Origin of the sequence: Mycobacterium sp. E1214 (assembly GCF_001666755.1) — a bacterium.
Classification (GTDB): Bacteria; Actinomycetota; Actinomycetes; order Mycobacteriales; family Mycobacteriaceae; genus Mycobacterium.
The window spans coordinates 1-17,540 of record NZ_LZJC01000091.1; the positions used below are offsets into that span (position 1 = coordinate 1).

19 protein-coding genes, 1 tRNA gene and 1 pseudogene are annotated in these 17,540 nt (G+C 68.7%); 5 read left to right on the top strand and 16 right to left on the bottom strand.

Features of this window, described 5'->3' with window-relative positions:
* A partial coding sequence (locus A5700_RS12720) for an MFS transporter (protein ID WP_197502821.1) occupies positions 1-1,422 on the bottom strand: 1,422 nt, incomplete at its 3' end.
* A 53-nt stretch (positions 1,423-1,475) separates the two neighbouring features.
* Between A5700_RS12720 and A5700_RS12725 the strand changes: the two genes are divergently transcribed.
* Positions 1,476-2,177 carry a GntR family transcriptional regulator gene (locus A5700_RS12725; protein ID WP_082960475.1) on the top strand — a complete coding sequence of 234 codons (702 nt, stop codon included), beginning with the start codon at positions 1,476-1,478 and terminating at the stop codon, positions 2,175-2,177.
* An 18-nt stretch (positions 2,178-2,195) separates the two neighbouring features.
* Here A5700_RS12725 and A5700_RS12730 read toward each other — a convergent pair whose 3' ends face one another.
* From A5700_RS12730 to htpG, 3 genes are all read right to left on the bottom strand, one after another.
* Positions 2,196-2,411, bottom strand: a complete 216-nt coding sequence (locus tag A5700_RS12730; protein WP_068069773.1) for a hypothetical protein — start codon at positions 2,409-2,411, stop codon at positions 2,196-2,198.
* Between the two features lie 106 nt (positions 2,412-2,517).
* Complete coding sequence (locus tag A5700_RS12735) at positions 2,518-3,618, bottom strand: radical SAM protein (protein WP_068069775.1); 1,101 nt, start codon at positions 3,616-3,618, stop codon at positions 2,518-2,520.
* Between the two features lie 54 nt (positions 3,619-3,672).
* The gene (htpG, locus tag A5700_RS12740; protein ID WP_068069807.1) at positions 3,673-5,619 is read right to left on the bottom strand and encodes a molecular chaperone HtpG; all 1,947 of its coding nucleotides are present in this window, start codon (positions 5,617-5,619) and stop codon (positions 3,673-3,675) included.
* A 114-nt stretch (positions 5,620-5,733) separates the two neighbouring features.
* Between htpG and A5700_RS12745 the strand changes: the two genes are divergently transcribed.
* Positions 5,734-6,354 carry a TIGR03085 family metal-binding protein gene (locus tag A5700_RS12745; protein WP_068069777.1) on the top strand — a complete coding sequence of 207 codons (621 nt, stop codon included), beginning with the start codon at positions 5,734-5,736 and terminating at the stop codon, positions 6,352-6,354.
* Positions 6,355-6,380: 26 nt separating this feature from the next.
* Here the strand turns inward: A5700_RS12745 and A5700_RS12750 are convergent, their stop codons facing one another.
* Positions 6,381-7,094 carry a VIT family protein gene (locus A5700_RS12750; protein WP_068069779.1) on the bottom strand — a complete coding sequence of 238 codons (714 nt, stop codon included), beginning with the start codon at positions 7,092-7,094 and terminating at the stop codon, positions 6,381-6,383.
* Between the two features lie 273 nt (positions 7,095-7,367).
* Here A5700_RS12750 and A5700_RS25360 point away from each other — a divergent pair, with 273 nt between their 5' ends.
* Positions 7,368-8,072 carry a chitin-binding protein gene (locus tag A5700_RS25360; RefSeq protein WP_082960473.1) on the top strand — a complete coding sequence of 235 codons (705 nt, stop codon included), beginning with the start codon at positions 7,368-7,370 and terminating at the stop codon, positions 8,070-8,072.
* A 119-nt stretch (positions 8,073-8,191) separates the two neighbouring features.
* Here A5700_RS25360 and A5700_RS12760 read toward each other — a convergent pair whose 3' ends face one another.
* From A5700_RS12760 to A5700_RS12785, 7 genes and pseudogenes are all read right to left on the bottom strand, one after another.
* Complete coding sequence (locus A5700_RS12760; protein WP_068069783.1) at positions 8,192-8,827, bottom strand: class I SAM-dependent methyltransferase; 636 nt, start codon at positions 8,825-8,827, stop codon at positions 8,192-8,194.
* Positions 8,824-9,755 (bottom strand): annotated as a pseudogene (locus A5700_RS12765) (class I SAM-dependent methyltransferase). Before A5700_RS12765 ends, A5700_RS12760 begins: the two are co-directional and overlap by 4 nt.
* A gap of 476 nt (positions 9,756-10,231) precedes the next feature.
* Positions 10,232-10,663, bottom strand: coding sequence for a nitroreductase family deazaflavin-dependent oxidoreductase (locus A5700_RS12770; RefSeq protein WP_068069786.1), 432 nt, complete (start codon positions 10,661-10,663; stop codon positions 10,232-10,234).
* A 38-nt stretch (positions 10,664-10,701) separates the two neighbouring features.
* Positions 10,702-11,106 (bottom strand): DUF3060 domain-containing protein, encoded by a 405-nt coding sequence (locus A5700_RS12775; protein WP_082959906.1) that lies wholly within the window; start codon positions 11,104-11,106, stop codon positions 10,702-10,704.
* 134 nt (positions 11,107-11,240) lie between these two features.
* On the bottom strand, positions 11,241-11,735 hold the full coding sequence (locus A5700_RS12780) for an O-methyltransferase (RefSeq protein WP_231973779.1): 495 nt from the start codon (positions 11,733-11,735) through the stop codon (positions 11,241-11,243).
* A gap of 2 nt (positions 11,736-11,737) precedes the next feature.
* On the bottom strand, positions 11,738-11,932 hold the full coding sequence (locus A5700_RS26975) for a hypothetical protein (RefSeq protein WP_231973780.1): 195 nt from the start codon (positions 11,930-11,932) through the stop codon (positions 11,738-11,740).
* Between the two features lie 127 nt (positions 11,933-12,059).
* The gene (locus tag A5700_RS12785) at positions 12,060-12,239 is read right to left on the bottom strand and encodes a DUF6131 family protein (RefSeq protein ID WP_068069790.1); all 180 of its coding nucleotides are present in this window, start codon (positions 12,237-12,239) and stop codon (positions 12,060-12,062) included.
* Positions 12,240-12,367: 128 nt separating this feature from the next.
* Here A5700_RS12785 and A5700_RS12790 point away from each other — a divergent pair, with 128 nt between their 5' ends.
* Positions 12,368-13,030: a response regulator transcription factor gene (locus A5700_RS12790; protein ID WP_068069792.1), complete on the top strand. Its 663-nt coding sequence runs from the start codon at positions 12,368-12,370 to the stop codon at positions 13,028-13,030.
* A 37-nt stretch (positions 13,031-13,067) separates the two neighbouring features.
* Here A5700_RS12790 and A5700_RS12795 read toward each other — a convergent pair whose 3' ends face one another.
* Both A5700_RS12795 and A5700_RS12800 read right to left on the bottom strand, forming a co-directional pair.
* Positions 13,068-14,342, bottom strand: a complete 1,275-nt coding sequence (locus A5700_RS12795) for a fatty acid desaturase (RefSeq protein ID WP_068069794.1) — start codon at positions 14,340-14,342, stop codon at positions 13,068-13,070.
* A gap of 278 nt (positions 14,343-14,620) precedes the next feature.
* Positions 14,621-15,565: a YgcG family protein gene (locus A5700_RS12800; RefSeq protein WP_068069797.1), complete on the bottom strand. Its 945-nt coding sequence runs from the start codon at positions 15,563-15,565 to the stop codon at positions 14,621-14,623.
* Positions 15,566-15,671: 106 nt separating this feature from the next.
* On the opposite strand from A5700_RS12800, the gene A5700_RS12805 reads away from it, so the two are divergent.
* Positions 15,672-15,745 (top strand) — tRNA-Cys (locus A5700_RS12805).
* Positions 15,746-15,749: 4 nt separating this feature from the next.
* On the opposite strand, the gene A5700_RS12810 is transcribed toward A5700_RS12805, so the two are convergent.
* Entirely contained in the window at positions 15,750-16,895 is a 1,146-nt protein-coding gene (locus A5700_RS12810) for a zinc-binding dehydrogenase (protein WP_068069799.1), read from the bottom strand.
* Positions 16,896-16,963: 68 nt separating this feature from the next.
* Positions 16,964-17,359, bottom strand: a complete 396-nt coding sequence (locus tag A5700_RS12815) for a YchJ family protein (RefSeq protein ID WP_068069801.1) — start codon at positions 17,357-17,359, stop codon at positions 16,964-16,966.
* Positions 17,360-17,540: the final 181 nt, after the last annotated feature.

The window sequence follows — 17,540 nt, forward strand, 5'->3', positions numbered from 1 at the left end:
TGCTCGGCGCCGCCGTGCTGCACCTGCACACGTTGGGGCTTCCGGTCGCATTGACGGCTGTCGCCTTCGTCGTCGGCCTGCTGGTGATCCCGCTGGCTCCCGAAACGCGCGGCGAGACGCTGCCGCAATAGCGGCGTGCCAGCGGCCCTTCGGGGGAGCCGCGGGTAGGTCGTCGCCGACGACGAAGGCGACAGCCGTCAATGCGACCGGAAGCCCCAACGTGTGCAGGTGCAGCACGGCGGCGCCGAGCACGAAGTTGACGCCCGCGCCGACGAAACGCCCGAACGATGTGCAAAACGCGAACGCCGTCGCCCGCACCCGCGTCTCGAACTGCTCGGGCAGCCACAGGCTGAACAGCGCGAAGTTGCCGCCGAAGAAGCCGAGCAAGAACAACCACGCGATGAACAGCGCGAGGCCGTCGTGCACAGAGAAGGCCCAGCCGAAGCTGCCGACAATCGAAATCGCCATGCCCGCAAAGTAAATGGCGGCGGTCTTGCGCCGCCCCACCCGCTCGGCCAGGATCGGCAACACCAGACAGCCCAGGATGGTGCCGATCGACAGCAGCCCCGTGGCCAGCGACGCGGTCTTGGTGGCGCCGCCCTTGTCGAAACCCGCCTTCTGCGCCAGCTGGATGACGGCGGTGGGTTCGTAGACGGTGCCGGCCCACAGCCCGACGATCGCGATCGTCACCAACGCGCACGCCACCCAGGTGCGGCGGCGGTAGCGCGGCCCCAGGATTTCCCGCAACGGCCGCACCGGTGCCGCGGCGCTGGCCTCCGCCTGCTGCCACTTCTCGGTCTCCTGGACCCGCGTCAGGATCACGATGGCGACCACGACCGGCACCGCACCGGTCAGAAACATTGCCCGCCAACCGAAGTGCACGCCTACCGTGTAGTTCAGCGCGGCGGCCAGGAAGAAGCCCGCGTAGTAACCCGTCTGCAGGTATCCCGCGCCCATCTTGCGTCGGTCCTCCGGCCACGCCTCGGCCACGTAGGTTCCCGCGAGCGCCCACTCCCCGCCGATCCCGACGCCGGCGATGAATCGGAATGCGGCCAGCTCCCAGACGTTCTGCGCCGCCGCCGAGAGCCCGGTGAAAATCGCGAAGGTGAAAATGGTCGCGGCCAGCACTTTGGTGCGCCCGAAGCGGTCGGCGATCGGCCCCCAGATGAACGACAGACCCCAGCCCACCAGGAACAGGGCGAACAGGATGGATCCGGCGAGACCCACGTTCGCCGGTGTCGCGGTGTATCCCGATCGCGGCAACAGCTCGGTCAGGGCGGGCGTGAGGACGAGCGCGTAGATGAACGAGTCCATCCCGTCGAGCGTCCAGCCCGTCCAGGCGCCCCAAAAGCCGGCGCTCTGGGAACGATTCAGCGGTGTCTTACCGGGCGTCCGCTGCACCCGCTCTGTCGTTGAGCTCAAGCCGGCCTCCGTGTTGTTCTGGTGACCCCCGCCATATTGTATATAATTTTGTGGTGCAAAACACCACACCGGGGTCGCCCGTCGGCTCGTTGCCGGCCAGACCGGGACGGGCCGGGCATGGCGGAACGGCGCGGGCAATCGCCGATGCGCTACGCAAAGCGGTCGTTGACGGCGACCTGGCGCCGGGGACACCCTTGCGCCAGGACGCGATAGCACGTCAGTTCTCCGTCAGCGCTATCCCGGTTCGCGAGGCACTGCGCCAACTCGAGAGCGAGGGCTGGGCGAAGGTCGAGACGAACAAGGGCGCTGCCGTGGCGCCGTTGTCGGCCGACGACGCCCGCGAGATCTATGAGATCCGCGCGGCGTTGGAAAGCCTGGCGATCGGCATCGCCATTCCCGTGCACACACCGGCGTCACTGCGGCACGCCGAGGCGCTCTGCAAGGCGGCCAAGGCCGAAACCGATCCCTCGCTGTATGTTTCGCGCAACGAGGCGTTCCACCTGAGCCTCTACGAACCGGCCGCGCGGCCCCGGCTGTTCGACCTGATCCGCACGCTGCACCAGCGTGGCGAACGCTACCTTAGGCTCAAGTTCTCGCTGCCTTCCTTCAAGAGCGAGTCCGACCGCGACCACGCGGCGTTGATGAGAGCGGTGCGTCAGCGCGATGTCCCGAAGGCGCAGGCGCTGGTCAGCCGGCACCTGCTCGACACCGGTGAACTGCTGCACCGCGTGCTGCGCCAAGGCGAGCAGAACTGATGCGGCGAGCCGCTCGGCTCAGCGCGGCTCGCGGCGGCGGCTCACCGGCGCGGTGAATCCCTGAGTGTCGTCGAAGAACGCCCAGCTGCCTTCGTCGTTGACCTCCATGCGCCAGCCGAGTTCCGAGTCGTCTGCGATGTACGCCGTGAACCAGGCGTAGGCGGCCTCGGCGCTGCTGAAGTTCTTTGCCGCGACGATCGCGCCGTGCGGATCGATCACGCGAAACTCGGCCATGGTGTGAGATTATCCCCGCCGCACGCGTTTGAATCCGGTTTGCGGTCGAGGCTCGGCCGCAAAATGGGGGCGCGCGGGGCGGCTCGTTGCCGAGCGGGCAGCGCCGTCAGGTCCAGTACAGCGCCCGAGCCGCGGGCAGCACCCCCGCCAGCTCGGCGTCGAACCAGGACCGCATCTCGGTCATCGTGTCCTTGGGATACACGAACTTGGCTGCGCCGAACTTGCCGATCTTGCGCGTCCGTTCCGCCTCGTCCATCTCGAGCTTGGTGCGCGGATACCAATCGAGCAGCACCTTCTTGCTGGCCGCGCTGAATCGGTGGGTGATGCACTCCACCGTGAGATCCACGCCCGGGACGTCGTCGAGGGCCGCGGCGACGTCCCGCAACAACGTCCCGTAACCCTCCCGCCAGCCCGGGACCGGCATGATCGGGGCGATGGTCAGCCCGACGCGATACCCCGCCTGGGCGAGGGCCCGTAGCGCGGCGATGCGCCGGGGCAGCCGTGCGGTGCCGCCCTCGAATCGCGCCGAGACCTCGGGGGCGTTGACCGACATTCGCACCCGGGTACGGCCGGCGTGCGGCAACGCCAGCAGCGGCGCGACGTCGTCGAACTTGGTGGTGAACCGGAGTCCGACCGGCGCCGCCCACTCGCGCGTTCCGACGTGGGCGATGGTGGCCGACAACGACCCGGTCAGGTGCTCCAGGGCCAGTGGGTCGGTGTAGCACGACGCCTCGAAGGTGGTGCCCTCCTCGGCCCGGTCGGGCGAGGCGGAGGTAATGGTGCCGCGACCGACGTATCCGTCCATCTCGCCCAAGATCTCGGGCAGGTTCGCGTATACGCGGGTGATCGGCGGCCCGGACAACGATCCCGCCAGATAGCAGTACTGGCAGTGCGCCGGGCAGCCCTCGGCGAGGTCGATGCGCCAGTCGGCACTCGGCGGGATCGGTTGCAGGCGCCGCTTGCTGGGCGGCGCAACGACGACGGCGAGGGTGCGCTTGGCGAGCGCGTACGCGGCGCGCTCGCTCTCGGCGCGCGTCGGCGGTAAGCGGTCGCCGTTCAGCACGACGATGTCGGCAACGCCGGCGGCCTCGCATCGCGCCACGATGGCGGCACCGTGCGGCAGCTCGGACGCCGACTTGGTCACCAAGACCCGCGACGGCACCCACAGGGTGGGCGCGGCCGTGGCGAATTCCTGCGTGGACGTCATTACCCAATTCAACGGTCGCGCGCCGCCGGCCGATCCCCGATCAGCAGTGAGGTGTCACACCGTGCGCGTCAGCCGATCGGCGAGCAGTTCGGCGAACCTGGCCGGGTCGTCGAGGGCCCCGCCTTCGGCGAGAAGCGCTGTGCCGTAGAGGAGCTCGGCGGTCTCGGCGACGGCCGGGTCGTCGGCGCGGTCGTGCTGTGCTTCGCGGAGGCCGGTGACCAGCGGGTGGTGGGGATTGAGCTCGAGGATGCGCTTGCCGGCGGGGATGTCCTGCCCGGACGCGCGGTACAGCCGCGCCAGGGCCGGCGTGATACCGAACGCGTCGGTGATCAGGCAGGCGGGCGAGTCCGTCAACCGGTTGGAGAGACGAACCTCCTTGACATGGTCGGCGAGAATGTCCTTCATCCACGTCAGCAGGTCGGCGAAGTCCTTTTGCTGTTCCTCGCGCTCGGCCTCGCTCTCGTCCCCGTCGGCGTTGAGGTCCACCTCGCCCTTGGCGACGGACTGCAGCGGCTTGCCGTCGAACTCGGTGACGGTGCCCACCCACACCTCGTCGACCGGATCGGTGAGCAGCAGCACCTCGTAGCCCTTGGCCTTGAACGCCTCGAGGTGCGGGCTTTTGAGGATCTGCTGGCGCGTCTCCCCGGTGGCGAAGAAGATCTGCTCCTGACCTTCCTTCATCCGCTGCACGTACTCGGCGAGCGTGGTGGCCTCCTCCTCGCTGTGCGTCGAGGCGAAAGACGAGATCTGCAGCAGGGTTTCGCGATTGTCGAAGTCGTTGAGCAGGCCCTCCTTGAGGACCCTGCCGAACTGCGTCCAGAACGTGCGGTAGTCGTCGGGCCGCTCGGACTGCAGATCCTTGATGGTGGACAACACCTTCTTGGTCAGGCGGCGGCGGATGGCTTTGATCTGCCGGTCCTGCTGCAAGATCTCACGGGACACGTTGAGCGACATGTCTTGTGCGTCGACCACGCCCTTGACGAAGCGCAGGTATTCGGGCATCAGCTCGTCGCAGTCGCCCATGATGAAGACGCGCTTGACGTAGAGCTGGATGCCGGTCTGCGCGTCGCGGTTGAACAGGTCGAACGGCGCGTGCGACGGGATGAACAGCAGTGCCTGGTATTCGAACGTGCCCTCGGCCCGCATGACGATGACCTCGAGCGGATCGTCCCAGGCGCGGGCGATGTGCTTGTAGAACTCCCGGTACTCCTCTTCGGAGACCTCGTCCTTGGGGCGGGCCCACAACGCCTTCATCGAGTTGAGGGTCTCGGTCTCGATGGTCACCGTCTCCTCGCCGGCCTCCCCCTCCTCGTCCAGGGCGGCGGGGGTGCGGGTCTCGACCTCCATCCGGATGGGCCAGGCGATGAAGTCGGAGTACTTCTTGATCAGGTTGCGGATTTTCCACGGCGAGGTGTAGTCGTGCAGCTCGTCCTCGGCGTCCTCGGGCTTGAGGTGCAGCGTCACCGACGTTCCCTGCGGCGCGTCGTCGACCGATTCGATGGTGTAGGTGCCCTCACCGGCCGATTCCCAACGGGTGGCGGCGCTTTCGCCGGCCTTGCGGGTGAGCAGCTCAACCTTATCGGCGACCATGAAGCTGGAGTAGAAGCCGATGCCGAACTGGCCGATCAGCTCCTCCGAGGCGGCCTCGTTGCCCTGGCTCTTGGCCTCGCGCAGTTGCTGGCGCAGCTCGGCGGTGCCCGACTTGGCCAGCGTGCCGATCAGGTCCACGACCTCGTCGCGCGTCATGCCGATGCCGTTGTCGCGAATGGTCAGGGTGCGCGCGTCTTTGTCCGCCTCGATGTCGATGTGCAGATCCGAGGTGTCGACGTCGAGGTCCTTGTTCCGGTAGGCCTCCAGGCGCAGCTTGTCCAGGGCGTCCGAGGCGTTGGAGACCAGCTCCCGCAGGAAGGAATCCTTATTGGAGTAGACGGAGTGGATCATCAAATCCAGCAGCTGCCGTGCCTCTGCCTGAAACTCCAACTGCTCGACGTGCGCGTTCATGACGTTTCCCGGGTCTCCCTTCGTGGACATGACCACTCAAATTTACCGAGCCGCCGGCTCGCGGTGTTCGGTGGACCCGCCCTGCCCCGCGGCCGCCGGCTCTAGTCTGAACAGATGTCTGTAGCTCAGCGCGAACGCGCCGCCCTTGTGGAGACCATGCGCAGCGTCGGGCCGGAGGCGCCCACGCTGTGCGAGGGGTGGAAGACCCGCGACCTGGCCGCGCACCTGGTGATCCGCGAGTACCGCCCGGACGCGGCGCCCGGCATCCTCATCCCCTTCTTCGCGTCTCACACCGAGAAGGTGCAAAACAAGGTGGCCGACCGGACCGAATGGGACGAGCTTGTCGACAAGATCGCCGCCGGTCCCCCGCTCTACTCGCCACTCAAAGCGCTCGACCCGGTGGCCAACGTGGCCGAGATGTTCATCCATCACGAGGACGTGCGGCGCGCGCAGCCGAATTGGACGCCGCGGGAACTGGCGCCGGACCTCAGTGCGGCGCTGCGCCGCACCCTGTCGCTGATGGCCCGGTTAACCCTGGCCAAGGCCCCGGGACGGGTGGCGTTGCGCACCACGGAGGGCAAGACGGTGCTGACGGCCGGGCAGGGGCCCGCCGTCACGGTCACGGGCGCGCCCGAGGAGTTGCTGTTGTTCGCCGTGGGGCGGCACGCCAACGTCGACCTCGCCGGTGACCCGGCGGCGGTACAGGCCGTGCGGGACGCCCCGAAAGGGTTGTAGCCGAAAGCTGGTGCCGACGGACTCGGTCAACCGATCGCGGCGCCGACCAGGTGGCCGATCGCGTAGGTGATCGCGAGCGCGAGACCCCCGCCGACGGCGTTGCGCACCACGGCGGGTCGCCTCGCGGCGCCTCCCAACGACGCCGACACCGCGCCGGTGGCGACGAGGGCCAGCAGCACCGCGACGGCGGTGACGGGAACTCGCCACGTCGCGGGCGGGGCCAGGATGGCGACCAGCGGCAGCAAGGCGCCGATCGCGAAGGACAACGCGGACGAAAACGCCGCCTGCCAGGGGTTGGTCAGCTCGTCGGGGTTGATGCCGAGTTCGATCTCGGCGTGCGCGAGCAGGGGGTTGACGTCGGTGAGCTCCTCGGCCACCCTGCGCGCGGTTCCCGCCGTCAGGCCCTTCGCTTCGTAGAGCGTCGCGAGTTCGTCCAGCTCCGCCGCGGGATCCGCGTGGAGCTCCCGACGCTCCTTGCTCAGCAGCGCCTTCTCCGTGTCGCGCTGGGCGCTGACGGAGACGTATTCGCCGAGCGCCATCGACACGGCCCCGGCGACCAGTCCGGCGCTTCCGGCCGTCAGGATCGGGGCGCGCTGCACCGTGGCCGCGGCGACTCCGACGACGATGCCGGCGGTGGACACGATGCCGTCGTTAGCTCCCAGCACGCCGGCGCGCAGCCAATTCAACTTGGCCGACACCGATCCCGCATGGGGTTCGTCGGGGTGAACGGTATTGGACACGGCGGCAACACTAACGGCCTGAGCTCGGTCCCACCAGCCAACGTAGGCTTGCCAAACCAGCCGGTAGAGCCGCTTTTTTGACCCGCGCTCCGACGGCGTCGGGGGCGGATGAGGGGCACGACGGCGCCAGGCGCGGCCTCGCGCCGCGCGGTTCGCCGTAAGGGCAAACGCTGCGCATGGGGCTTTCACAGCCGCGACATAGGGTGGTTACTTAGGGTCTCAATGTGTAAGGGGGGAATTCTCAGGAATTCACTAGTAGATAGGTGAAGGACTATGCAGCTCAAACAATTCGTAGGGGGGATCGCGGTCGCCGGTGCTCTCGGCGCCGCGGCGCTGGGCATGGGCACCGGGCTGGCCAGTGCCGCCCCCGGCCCCGGAGGCCCCGGGGCGGGCGGCCACGGCGCTCCCGGGGGCCCCGTGCCCAGTGATTTCCACGCGCCAACCGCTCCCGGCGGACCGGGCGGCCCCGGTGGGCCCGGCGGTCCCGGACCGGGTGGGCCCGGTGGTCCCGGTGGTGGTGGCCATCCCGGCGGCCCGGGGGGCCCCGGCGGGCCGGGCGGTCCCGGCGGACCGGGTGGTCCCGGTCCCGGCGGCCCCGGACCAGGCGGACCCGGCGGACCCGGCCACCCCGACGGCCCCGGTGGACCTGGACCGGGCGGACCGGGCGGACCCGGCCACCCCGGTGGACCCGGTGGACCGGGCGGTCCCGGTGGACCGGGCGGACCCGGCGGCCCGGGCGGGCCGTGGCACGGGGATGCTCAGCGGGGCTACTTCCACGGAGCTCCGTGGGGCGATGGGCCTGGCCCCTGGGGCCCGGGCGCTCCCCCGCGGCCGGCGTGGGATCGGCCGCTACCGCCGCCTGGTGCGCCGTGGGGTTACGGCCCGATCAACTACTACGGCTACCAGGAGACTCCCATTTGGGACCCCGGCTTCAACCAGTGGGGTTTCTGGCTCTTCGGAGTGTGGATCCCGCTGTGACGGTTAGCTGACACAACGCCCGCTTCGCCGAATGGCGGAGCGGGCGTTGTCGTTGGGGAGTTAGTTGTCATTGAGGAGTTAATTGTCCGACGCGCGATGGTCGTTCGTCGCGTCGGTCGTCACCCCTTGGTGCCGACGGTGATGAGGTCGGAGACGAAACGCGTCCACGCGGGACGCGGGATCCGGTGCTGGTCGGTGATGGTGAATCCGGCCGATTCGAACAGGGATCGGAATTCCGCCGGGGAGGCGTTGTGTTGCGGCTTCCACTTGCTGGAGCCGGGCGTCTGCAACAGGGGCCGGCGCGTGCTCAGCGCCGAGACGGCGACGAGCCCCCCGGGAGCCAGGACGCGGTGAAACTCGCGCAGGGCCGCCGGCTGGTCGAAGAAGTGGAACGCCGAGGTCGTCACGACGGCATCGAGCTGACCGTCGTCGAACGGAAGCTGCTCGGCGGGGCCGCGCAAGAACTCCACCTGGTCGGTCCTGGCCCGAGCCTGGCCGAGCATGCCGTCGGACATGTCGACGCCGTAAATCTTCTCGGGCTGCAGTTCACGCTGGATGCGGTCACTCAAAATCCCTGTGCCGCAGGCAACATCTGCGATCTTGCGCGCGCCGTGGGCCCGCAACTGCGCGATCACCTCGTCGTGCGGGGGACGGTAGACCCACTGCTGCAAGAACGGCAGGTCGTAGACCGGTGCGAGAAAACTCCACAGGCCGGTGACCGCGTCGTTCAGGCCGCGTCGCTGCGCCGACGTCATTTGTCCAGCACCGAGCTGTAGTAGATGGTGTCGGCCATCGACACGGAATCATTGGTCTGCGGTATCGCGGCCAAACCGTTCTCGGCGAACAGGTCGCTCATCTTCTTCCCGTGCGAAGTCCACCCCAGATTGCCCAGGTAGTCGGCCACGTCGTTGCGGTCCCCCTCGAAACCCAGTTCTTCCCAATCCAATTCGAAGCCCTGCTCCCGCCACCTGGCGGTGGCGCGGCGCATCATCTCCCGCGCCTTCTCGGTATCGAGGTCCGGCCGGTCCGGGATGGCCTCGACGGCCAACCGGCTGCCGCGAGCGCTGAGACCTGTGATGTTGTCCAGCAGCCGGTCCTGCGCCTCGGGCGGCAGGTAACCGAAGAGACCCTCGGCGATCCACGCGGCGGGCTGGTTGGTGTCGAAGCCGGCTTCGGTCAACGCTTTCGGCCAGTCCTGCCGCAGATCGATGGCCACGGTCCGCAGGTCGGCCCGCGGCGCGGCGCCCAACTGGGCCAGGGTGGTCGACTTGAATTCGATGACCTGCGGTTGGTCGATCTCGAAGACCGTCATGCCGGCCGGCCAATTCAGCCGGTAGGCGCGCGCGTCCAGTCCGGACGCGAGGATCACCGCCTGCCGAATGCCCGCCTCCGTGGCGGCCTGAAGAAGGAGTCGAAAAATCGGGTGCGGGCGGCCATCGCCGCGGGCATGTGTTCGAGCTTCCACGTGGACTCGTCGTCGTCGACGTCCGCGGCGGCGAGTTCGCCGTCGGCCCACCGCGTGAAGAAGTCCACGCCGACCGCGCGGACCAGCGGCTCGGCGAACGGGTCGTTGATCAACGGGTCGTCGGCCTTACTCGCGATCGCGCGGGCGGCCGCCACCATCGTCGCGGTGGCGCCGACGCTGGTGGCCAGGTCCCAGGTGTCGTTGTCCGTACGTGCCATGTGGGTGCCTTCCCCCTCGGAATCACATGTTACTTAGCCAGTATAACGAAACGCAGCGCGCGGGAGTTCCCGCGCCGCGTTTCGCGGGGCAAGGCCGGCGCCGGTTAACGCCGACCCGGCAACCCGGGGCCGCCCGGTCCGCCGGGCCCGCCCGGTCCGCCGGGCCCGCCCGGTCCCCCGGGCCCGCCCGGTCCCCCGGGCCCGCCCGGTCCCCCGGGTCCGTTGGCGGCGGGGAGCACGAACACGCACTGGTTCATCTCGAAGCTCCAGGCCCACCCAGGGGCGCAGTCGCCGTCGGCGCGACCGGTCACCGGCGTGAGGACCCCCGGCACCCCCACGAGCCCGAGAGCCAGTGCGCCGACCGCCGAGCGCCGCAACACCTGTCTCATCGCCGACCTCATCTCGTTGTCGTCCGATCTTCGGCGTCCCTCATTGTGCCCGGGTCGGCGACGCGACGTTGCGGAATCGGCGTCCGCTTAGTTCCAGACCAATTCGAACACCGGGATCACCCGGTCGGTGCGTTCCTGGTATTCGCCGAAGCCGGGAGCGCGTTCGACGACGACGCGATAGATGGAATCGCGCTCCTCGCGCGGCAATTCGCGCGCGGTGGCGGGTTTGGGCGGGTCAGCGCCGATCTCGACCGTGACGAGGGGGGTCGCGCGGATGTTGTGCACCCAGGCGGGACTCTTGTCCCGACCCGCCGCGGAACCGACGACGTAGATGCCGCCGTCAATCTCGAAGTAGGCGACGGGGTTGACCCGTTGCGCGCCGCTGCGCGCGCCCGTCGAAGTCAACAGCAGCAGCGGGAAACCTTCGAACTGTCCGCCGACTTTGCCGCCGTTTCGGCGGAACTCCTCGATGTTGCGCTCGTTGAATTCGCGTTCCGATGCCGGTGCGTCGTCACCCATGCCGCCATCGTGGCACGAGCGCGCGATCAGGGCCAGCGTCAGCCGCGGCCCGCTTGGATTTGAATGCCGCCGGGCCCGCGAATGTCGTTGGCTCCGCCGGGATTGCTGATGCGCGGCAGGGCGCCGCCGCCCGGCCCCTGCTCCCAGGTGACGTGGTTGCCCGTACCGGAGACGTTGATGACGGCCACCTTCGGCAGGTTCACGGTATTTGCGATTCCGGTGACGTCGACCTCGCCGCAGGACCCGGTCAGGGTGATCGTCGAATCCTGCCCGACGATCCTGATCGGCGATTGGGCCCCGCAGTCGTAGGTCACGGTCGCGACGCTGACGTCGATCTTCGCGGGTGCGAGATCGAGGGGAACGGGTGCGGCGGCGGCCGCGGGGCCCGAGGCGAGCGCGATCGACGCCAGCACCGCCATCATTGAATTCGGAGCACCCGCCATTCGCTGTCCCCTCTGTGGGTTTGTTCGACGCTAACCGCTGGGCGCCGCGCGCCCGCACCGGGACTCCGCCCGTCCGCGCCCGAACACGGCGAACACTTCGAATCACCGGTGTAGCCAATGCCGGTGGTCGCGAATCAGGCGGTGCGCACCGACATCTCGTTACCGCGGCCCCGGTCGAAGGGCAGCGGGATGGTGCGGTAACCGTTCTCGGGATTGCGCACGTAGGCCAGGTACTCGCCCGACTCGTCGACGGCATTCTCCCCGATGACGAGGGCGCCCCGGTTCAGATGCGGCTCAAGGAGTTTGAGCACCGGCAGGTAAAGGGTGAACGCCCCGTCGAGCAATACCAGGTCGATGTCGTCGCCGACGTCCTCGCGGAGCGTTTCCAGGGCGTCTCCCACCCGAATGTCGACGAGGTCGTCCAGCCCTGCGGCGCCGAGGTTTTCCCGCGCCCGCCGCGCCTTGGCGGGCTCGAGTTCTGTTCCGATGAGTTCACCGCCACCACCGTCGCGCAAGGCCGCGGCGAGATAGATGGTGGAGATGCCGAACGACGTGCCGAACTCGACGATGCGCCTGGCCTGCCGCGCCCGGGCGCAGATGTAGAGGAATTGGCCGAACTCGGCCGACACGCTCAGGAAATTGTCCGCGAACCGTGGTAGAGCCCCTTGTAATCGGCCGCCTCGCGCGCGAGCAGCTCCGCGATCGCGTTGTCGCGGCCGTCGCCCAGCTCGGTGAACCGCGCCTCGAGGTCCCCGTCGGCGGCCCGGGCTTCGTCGAACAGCCGGGCCAAGACGTCGGAGACCGGTGCGGAAGTCAAGGTGTCCATGTCACTCCAAAAGTTAGGGTACCCTTACCTAACTCAAGGTAGAACAGAGTCACGGCCGGCACAAGGCCAAACTCAGGCGACCGCATCGGGCGCACGACGTCGTGTCGCCCGATGCGGGCCGGCTCCCTCAGTAGTAGTGCCGGCGTCCCCCGACGGCGCGGCCGGCCGAACCCAGGATGGCCAGGACGACCCCCACGATCAACAGGATCACTCCGGCGACGACGAGCAGATGGGCGAACGCGAAAGTCGGTACCAGACTTGGTAATACGAGGCCGAGGACGATGAGAACAATGCCGAGAATGATCATGGTGAGCCTTTCCGATCTGCTGAGATCTGCGGTCCGATGGCAGACCCGTCGCGCGTGTGCTTGACGTACTTAAGTCGACCACCCGAAAGGGGGTGGTAATACACCCCTAGGGAGGTAATCTCGCCCGCATGCCCCCAGCCCGCCCGATCACCGTGGCGCTCGTCGACGATTACGACGTGGTCGTGATGGGTGTCGCGAACATGCTCGACCGCTACCGCGACCGGGTGGTGGTCGCCGAGCTGGACTCGTCGATGCCCGTCGACGACGTCGTCGACATCGTCTTGTACGACTCGTTCGCCCAGCCCGAGTCGGATCAGGACGAAATCGCCGTCTTGGTCGCCAACCCACGCGCGCATCGAGTCGTGGTGTACACGTGGAACTTTCACCCTGACCTGATCGCGAGCGCTCAGCGCCACGGGGCGCACGGGTACCTATCGAAGACGTTGCCGGCGCGAGAATTGGTGGCCGCGTTGGAGGCCGTGCACGCCGGTGCGACGGTGATCAGCGACGCCCCCCTGCGGGCGCGCAGCGCCCCGGGCCTCGACTGGCCGGGCCGCGGCGAAGGGCTCAGCGATCGGGAAGCGGAGATCCTCGCCCTCATCACACAAGGCAAGAGCAATGCCGACGTGGCGAGGCTGACGTATCTGAGCCCCAACACGGTCAAGTCGTATATCCGGACGATTTATCGAAAGATCGACGCGGGCAGCCGAACCCAAGCCGTCCTGTGGGGCATCGAGCACGGGTTCGCCCCCGATCATCACAGGATCGAACACTGGCGCAGCGGCCCGTGAGCAGCGGGTCAGCGCGGCGCCGACTCGATCGGATGAGTTACGCGCGCACCCGGGTCGCGCCTCGGCGACGGCCGTTGGTGGAGCGCCAGTCGCGCACGGAGGCGATGGCGGTCTTGAGCCCGCGGCGGCGTCCGGTCGCCCCGGTGGCCGCAGCGTAGCCGGGCTCGAGCCGGTCGAACATCCGCTCGCTGCGGGTCTCAGGGGCGTCGTCGGCGGTGTCGCGCAGCCAGGAATTGGGCACCGACAACTTGGCGATGGTCCGCCAGGTTTTGCCGTACTGCACCGCGAAAGAGCCTGTGGTGTACGGCAAGTCGTACTTGTCGCACAACGCCCGCACCCGCACCGACACCTCGTGCAGCCGATTGCTGGGCAGGTCGGGGAACAAGTGGTGTTCGATCTGGTGACACAGATTGCCGCTGAGCAGCCGCAGCACGGGCCCGGCCTCGAAGTTGGCGCTGCCCAACATCTGTCGCAGGTACCAGTGCCCTTTCGACTCGCCGACCATATCGGTTTCGGTGAATTTCTCGGCGCCGTCGGGGAAGTGTCCGCAGAAGATCACCGCGTTGGCCCACACGTTGCGGATGACGTTGGCCGTCGCGTTCGCCTTCACCGCCGAGGTGTAGGTGGCTGCCGGCGAGAGCGCCGTGAGCGCGGGGAACGCCAGATAGTCCTTGACCACCTGCCGGCCCGCCTTGGTGACGAATTCACGGGTGCGTTCGGCCGCGATGTCGCGCTCCGGCCCGTCGTCGAAGAGCTTCTCCAAGTCGACGGTTTGCAGGCCGATCCCCCACTCGAATCCGAGCGCCAGGGCGGCGTTGTACAGCAGGTTGCCGACGTTGTAGGGCTGCCACGGCTGGTCGCGAGTGACCCGCAGGACGAAGTAACCCACGTCGTCGTCCATGCCGAGGATGTTGGTGTATTTGTGGTGCGCGACGTTGTGGGCGGCGACCCAGTGCTTCGACGCCGCGCTCATGTCCCACTCCCACGTGGTCGAGTGGATTTCCGGATCGTTCATCCAGTTCCACTGCCCGTGCATGACGTTGTGGCCGATCTCCATGTTCTCGAGGATCTTCGCCACACCGAGGGTCAGGGTTCCCGCCCACCACGCGGTTCGCTTGGAGCTGGCCGCCAAGGCCACCCGGCCCGCCAGTTCGAGGGCGCGCTGGGTGGCCACGACGCGACGGATGTAGCGCGCATCACGCTCCCCCAACGAATCCTCGACGTCTCGACGAATCGCGTCCAGCTCCGTGGCCAGGTTCTCGATGTCGGCGTCGGTCAAGTGGGCGAATGCCGGAATGTCCGTGATCGCCATGGTTCCCCCCGTGGATCTGCGTTGTCAGGCTTTGGTGCTGCTCCTGGCGGCACCGCCTCGCTGTGCGCGGCCACCCTGTCGGTTAACGACGCTCGTGATTGGTGCGTTCCTGATCGGCGCCATACTTACGCGTTTCCCAATGTCCGCGCAGCAATGCGTTTGACAATCAAAGTCGTTCGTTGATTCGCGACGTTAATGCGACGATATGAGCGCCAGCTCACTACACGATATGCGCCAGCTTAGCGGTTGCGGCGACACCGCGACGGCGTGTCCCCCGGTCACCGCTTCGCGGAGGCGCTCCCACGACGCCGCGGCCGGTGCGCCGCCGCGACGTCGGCGTTGGCGAGCGTCTGCGCCTCGGCGGCGAGCGTCGACGCGCTGTTGGCGTGCGCGATCGCCGCGGCGCCGTCACCGACCGCCGCCTCCCGCGCCGCCGCCAGCTCGCCGTTCGCGGCGTCGAGCCGGGCCCGCGCCTCGGCGCCGAGGGCGTCGTGATGCCGGGCGGCGTAGTCGGAGATCTGCCGCAGGCGGGTCTCGGCGGTCGACAGCGCCCGCGACAACGGGTCGCCGGCCGCGTGGGCGTCCGCGTGTCCCGCGCCGGGGCCGGCGCGCCGTCGGCGCGCACGCAGGACGACGACGAGCACCACGATGGCGAGCAGGATGGCGGCGGCACCGACGGCGATCGTCACCCAGGGCGGCTTGGGGGGCTGTTGCGGATTCCACGCGGGTTCCGGCGGGCTCGGCGGTGGCGCGGCCGCGGTTGCGGGTGTCGTCAACCCGTCGGCCGCGGCGACCGCGGCGCCGGCCCAGTCCCTGGTGCGTACCGCCGGCTCGATCTTGTTGCTACGCAAGCTGTTCAGGTCGCCGGCTGAGATGCTCTGCGCCGACGCGGTGAACGTGTACAGCTTGGTGTTGGTGGCCACCGCGAGCAGCGCGTCCCGGTCACCGATGGCGCTGGTGCTGCGGGTCCGGTCGGCCCAGTTGTCGGGCCGGAACCGGGAGAAGTTGTCGACGTAGACCACCCACAATTGGGTGTGGCGGTCGCGGTAAAGCCGGTCGATGGCGGCGTTGACGGCCGCGCGGTCGGCGGGTGTGAGCACCCCGCTGCTGTCGGTGAGGTGGTCGGTGAGCTTTGTCGGTGGTTGCGCCCCGGCGGGAGGCGCCAGCAGCACCGCCACGGTGAGGATCGAAAGGACAGCGCCGAACCGGCGGCCAACCCACATACCCGGTAACTTAGCCGCCGGCGCCGGGCTTGTCGCCGAGGGAAAAGGATCGGGCCGAGGAAAACGCTGGGCGGTGACGGGCCGTCCTGGCAGGGTGACGGTTCGTGCGGGTGTGGCTGAGCGGCTAGGCAGCGGCCTGCAAAGCCGTATACACGGGTTCGAGTCCCGTCACTCGCTCCACAGGTCAGCCGCCGGCGTGCGGGGTGACCAGGAATTTCTCCCCGGTGGCGCGCCGGAGGTAGCCGTTGAACGCGTCGGGTTGCAGCATGCCGGCCAGCGTGACCTCGCGGGTGTAGTTGCTCGCGAATGTGGTGGTGAGTTCCGCGGCGACGCGGCGGCGCAGCCGGCCGAGGGTTTCGGCACCCGCGGTCTGCAGGAACCAGGTGAGCAGCCACCCGCCGACGCCCCAAGCCATGCCGAAGTTCCTGTTGAGCACCGTGGGTCCGGTGTCGAGCGCTCCGTAGATGTAAACCTGTTTGTGGGTGCTCGACCCGTAGCGCGAGTACTCCGCCGCGGTCGCGCTGGCGGCCTCCTCCATGGCGTTGAGGATCTGGCTGGCCAGCGTTCCGCCGCCCGTGGCGTCGAAGGCGAGGGTGGCGGATGTCGCCGTGAGCGCCTCGACGAGGTCGGCCGAGAAGGACGGCGAGGTCGAATTGAGCACGTGGGTCGCGCCGAGCGACCTCAGTAGCTGCTCTTGCTCGGGCTTGCGGACGATGTTCACCAGTGGGATGCCGTCGCGCGCGCAGAGCTTGACCAGCATCTGGCCGAGGTTGGACGCGGCGGCGGTGTGGACCAGAGCCGTATGGCCTTCGCGCCGAAGGGTTTCCGTCATGCCGAGCGCGGTCATCGGGTTGACGAACGAGGCGGCGCCGTCCCTGGCCGTCGCGCCGTCGGGCAGCACGAGACAGGCCGCGGCGTCGATCGCGCGGTATTGCGCGTACATCGCGCCGCCGGCGATCGCGACGGTCTTGCCGAGCAGCGCCTGGGCCGCGTCGGAGGATCCCGCGGCCACCACGGTGCCGGCCCCCTCGTTGCCCACCGGCAGTGACTTGTCGAGGCGCGCGGTTAGTGCCTTCAGGCTGGCCTGGGCGACGGGCGCGGTGACGACGGGACGCGTGGCGGTGCCGCTGACCGTTGCCGCGCTCAGGTCCGCGCTCGCGACGAGTAAGCCGAGGTCGGAGGGGTTGATCGGCGAGGCCTCGACGCGCACCAGCACCTCGTCGGGCCCGGGTGTCGGTACGGGCACGTCGTGCAGCGAGATTTCCAGCGTGCCGTCGGAGGTCACCAACGACCGCAGTTCAAGGGCGGTGTCGGGCAGGTCTGCGGTCATGGCGGTGCCTCGTTCCTCGGGTTGCTTGGGGTGGGTGGGCGATCAGAGCGTGTCAACGCCGGAATTAATCACGGATCTTCCGCGGCGCCGACATAGAACCAGCGGCCCGCCCGGCGCTGGAAGCGGCTGCGCTCGTGCAGGAGCCCGGCGCGTCCCCGCGACCGGAAGTGGGCGGTGAACTCCACTTCGCCGGTGTCGTCGGCGGGCCTGCCCGCGACGGTGTCGATGACCTGCAAGCCGGTCCAGGTGATGGCGGGATCGACGGTGACGTCGGGCGGGCGTGTGCGAGGGTGCCAGGTGCGGAACAGATAGTCGGCGTCGGCGTAGGCGAAGGCCGAGTACCGCGAGCGCATCAAGGCCTCGGCCGAGTGGGCCTGCGATTCGCCGAGGTGCAACGGGCCGCAACACGCGCGGTAACCGGCGCCGCTGCCGCACGGGCACGGCGGCCCGTCGAACTCGTTCACTCCGCCAGCCTGACAGACCGTTACGGCGCGCCGCCCGCGGCGTCCTGCAGCACCTGCTGCAACTTGTCGAGCGGAGCGCCTCCCGTGGGATCGAGCCGCCGCGGCGGGATTTCCCGGCCGTCGGGTCCGACGGTGGTGGACGCCACGGGCGGCGGGGGCGGCGGCTCGATCCCACGGGCCA

Bases quoted from the DNA above. Each gene is read 5' to 3' on its own strand.
- A5700_RS12810 (WP_068069799.1), bottom strand. From the start codon at position 16,895: ATGACCGCAGACCTGCCCGACACCGCCCTTGAACTGCGGTCGTTGGTG.
- A5700_RS12800 (WP_068069797.1), bottom strand. From the start codon at position 15,565: ATGTGGGTTGGCCGCCGGTTCGGCGCTGTCCTTTCGATCCTCACCGTG.
- A5700_RS12770 (WP_068069786.1), bottom strand. From the start codon at position 10,663: ATGGGTGACGACGCACCGGCATCGGAACGCGAATTCAACGAGCGCAAC.
- A5700_RS12775 (WP_082959906.1), bottom strand. From the start codon at position 11,106: ATGGCGGGTGCTCCGAATTCAATGATGGCGGTGCTGGCGTCGATCGCG.
- htpG (WP_068069807.1), bottom strand. From the start codon at position 5,619: ATGAACGCGCACGTCGAGCAGTTGGAGTTTCAGGCAGAGGCACGGCAG.
- A5700_RS12785 (WP_068069790.1), bottom strand. From the start codon at position 12,239: ATGATCATTCTCGGCATTGTTCTCATCGTCCTCGGCCTCGTATTACCA.
- A5700_RS12795 (WP_068069794.1), bottom strand. From the start codon at position 14,342: ATGGCGATCACGGACATTCCGGCATTCGCCCACTTGACCGACGCCGAC.
- A5700_RS12760 (WP_068069783.1), bottom strand. From the start codon at position 8,827: ATGACGTCGGCGCAGCGACGCGGCCTGAACGACGCGGTCACCGGCCTG.
- A5700_RS12735 (WP_068069775.1), bottom strand. From the start codon at position 3,618: ATGACGTCCACGCAGGAATTCGCCACGGCCGCGCCCACCCTGTGGGTG.
- A5700_RS12730 (WP_068069773.1), bottom strand. From the start codon at position 2,411: ATGGCCGAGTTTCGCGTGATCGATCCGCACGGCGCGATCGTCGCGGCA.
- A5700_RS25360 (WP_082960473.1), top strand. From the start codon at position 7,368: ATGCAGCTCAAACAATTCGTAGGGGGGATCGCGGTCGCCGGTGCTCTC.
- A5700_RS12790 (WP_068069792.1), top strand. From the start codon at position 12,368: ATGCCCCCAGCCCGCCCGATCACCGTGGCGCTCGTCGACGATTACGAC.
- A5700_RS12745 (WP_068069777.1), top strand. From the start codon at position 5,734: ATGTCTGTAGCTCAGCGCGAACGCGCCGCCCTTGTGGAGACCATGCGC.
- A5700_RS26975 (WP_231973780.1), bottom strand. From the start codon at position 11,932: ATGGACACCTTGACTTCCGCACCGGTCTCCGACGTCTTGGCCCGGCTG.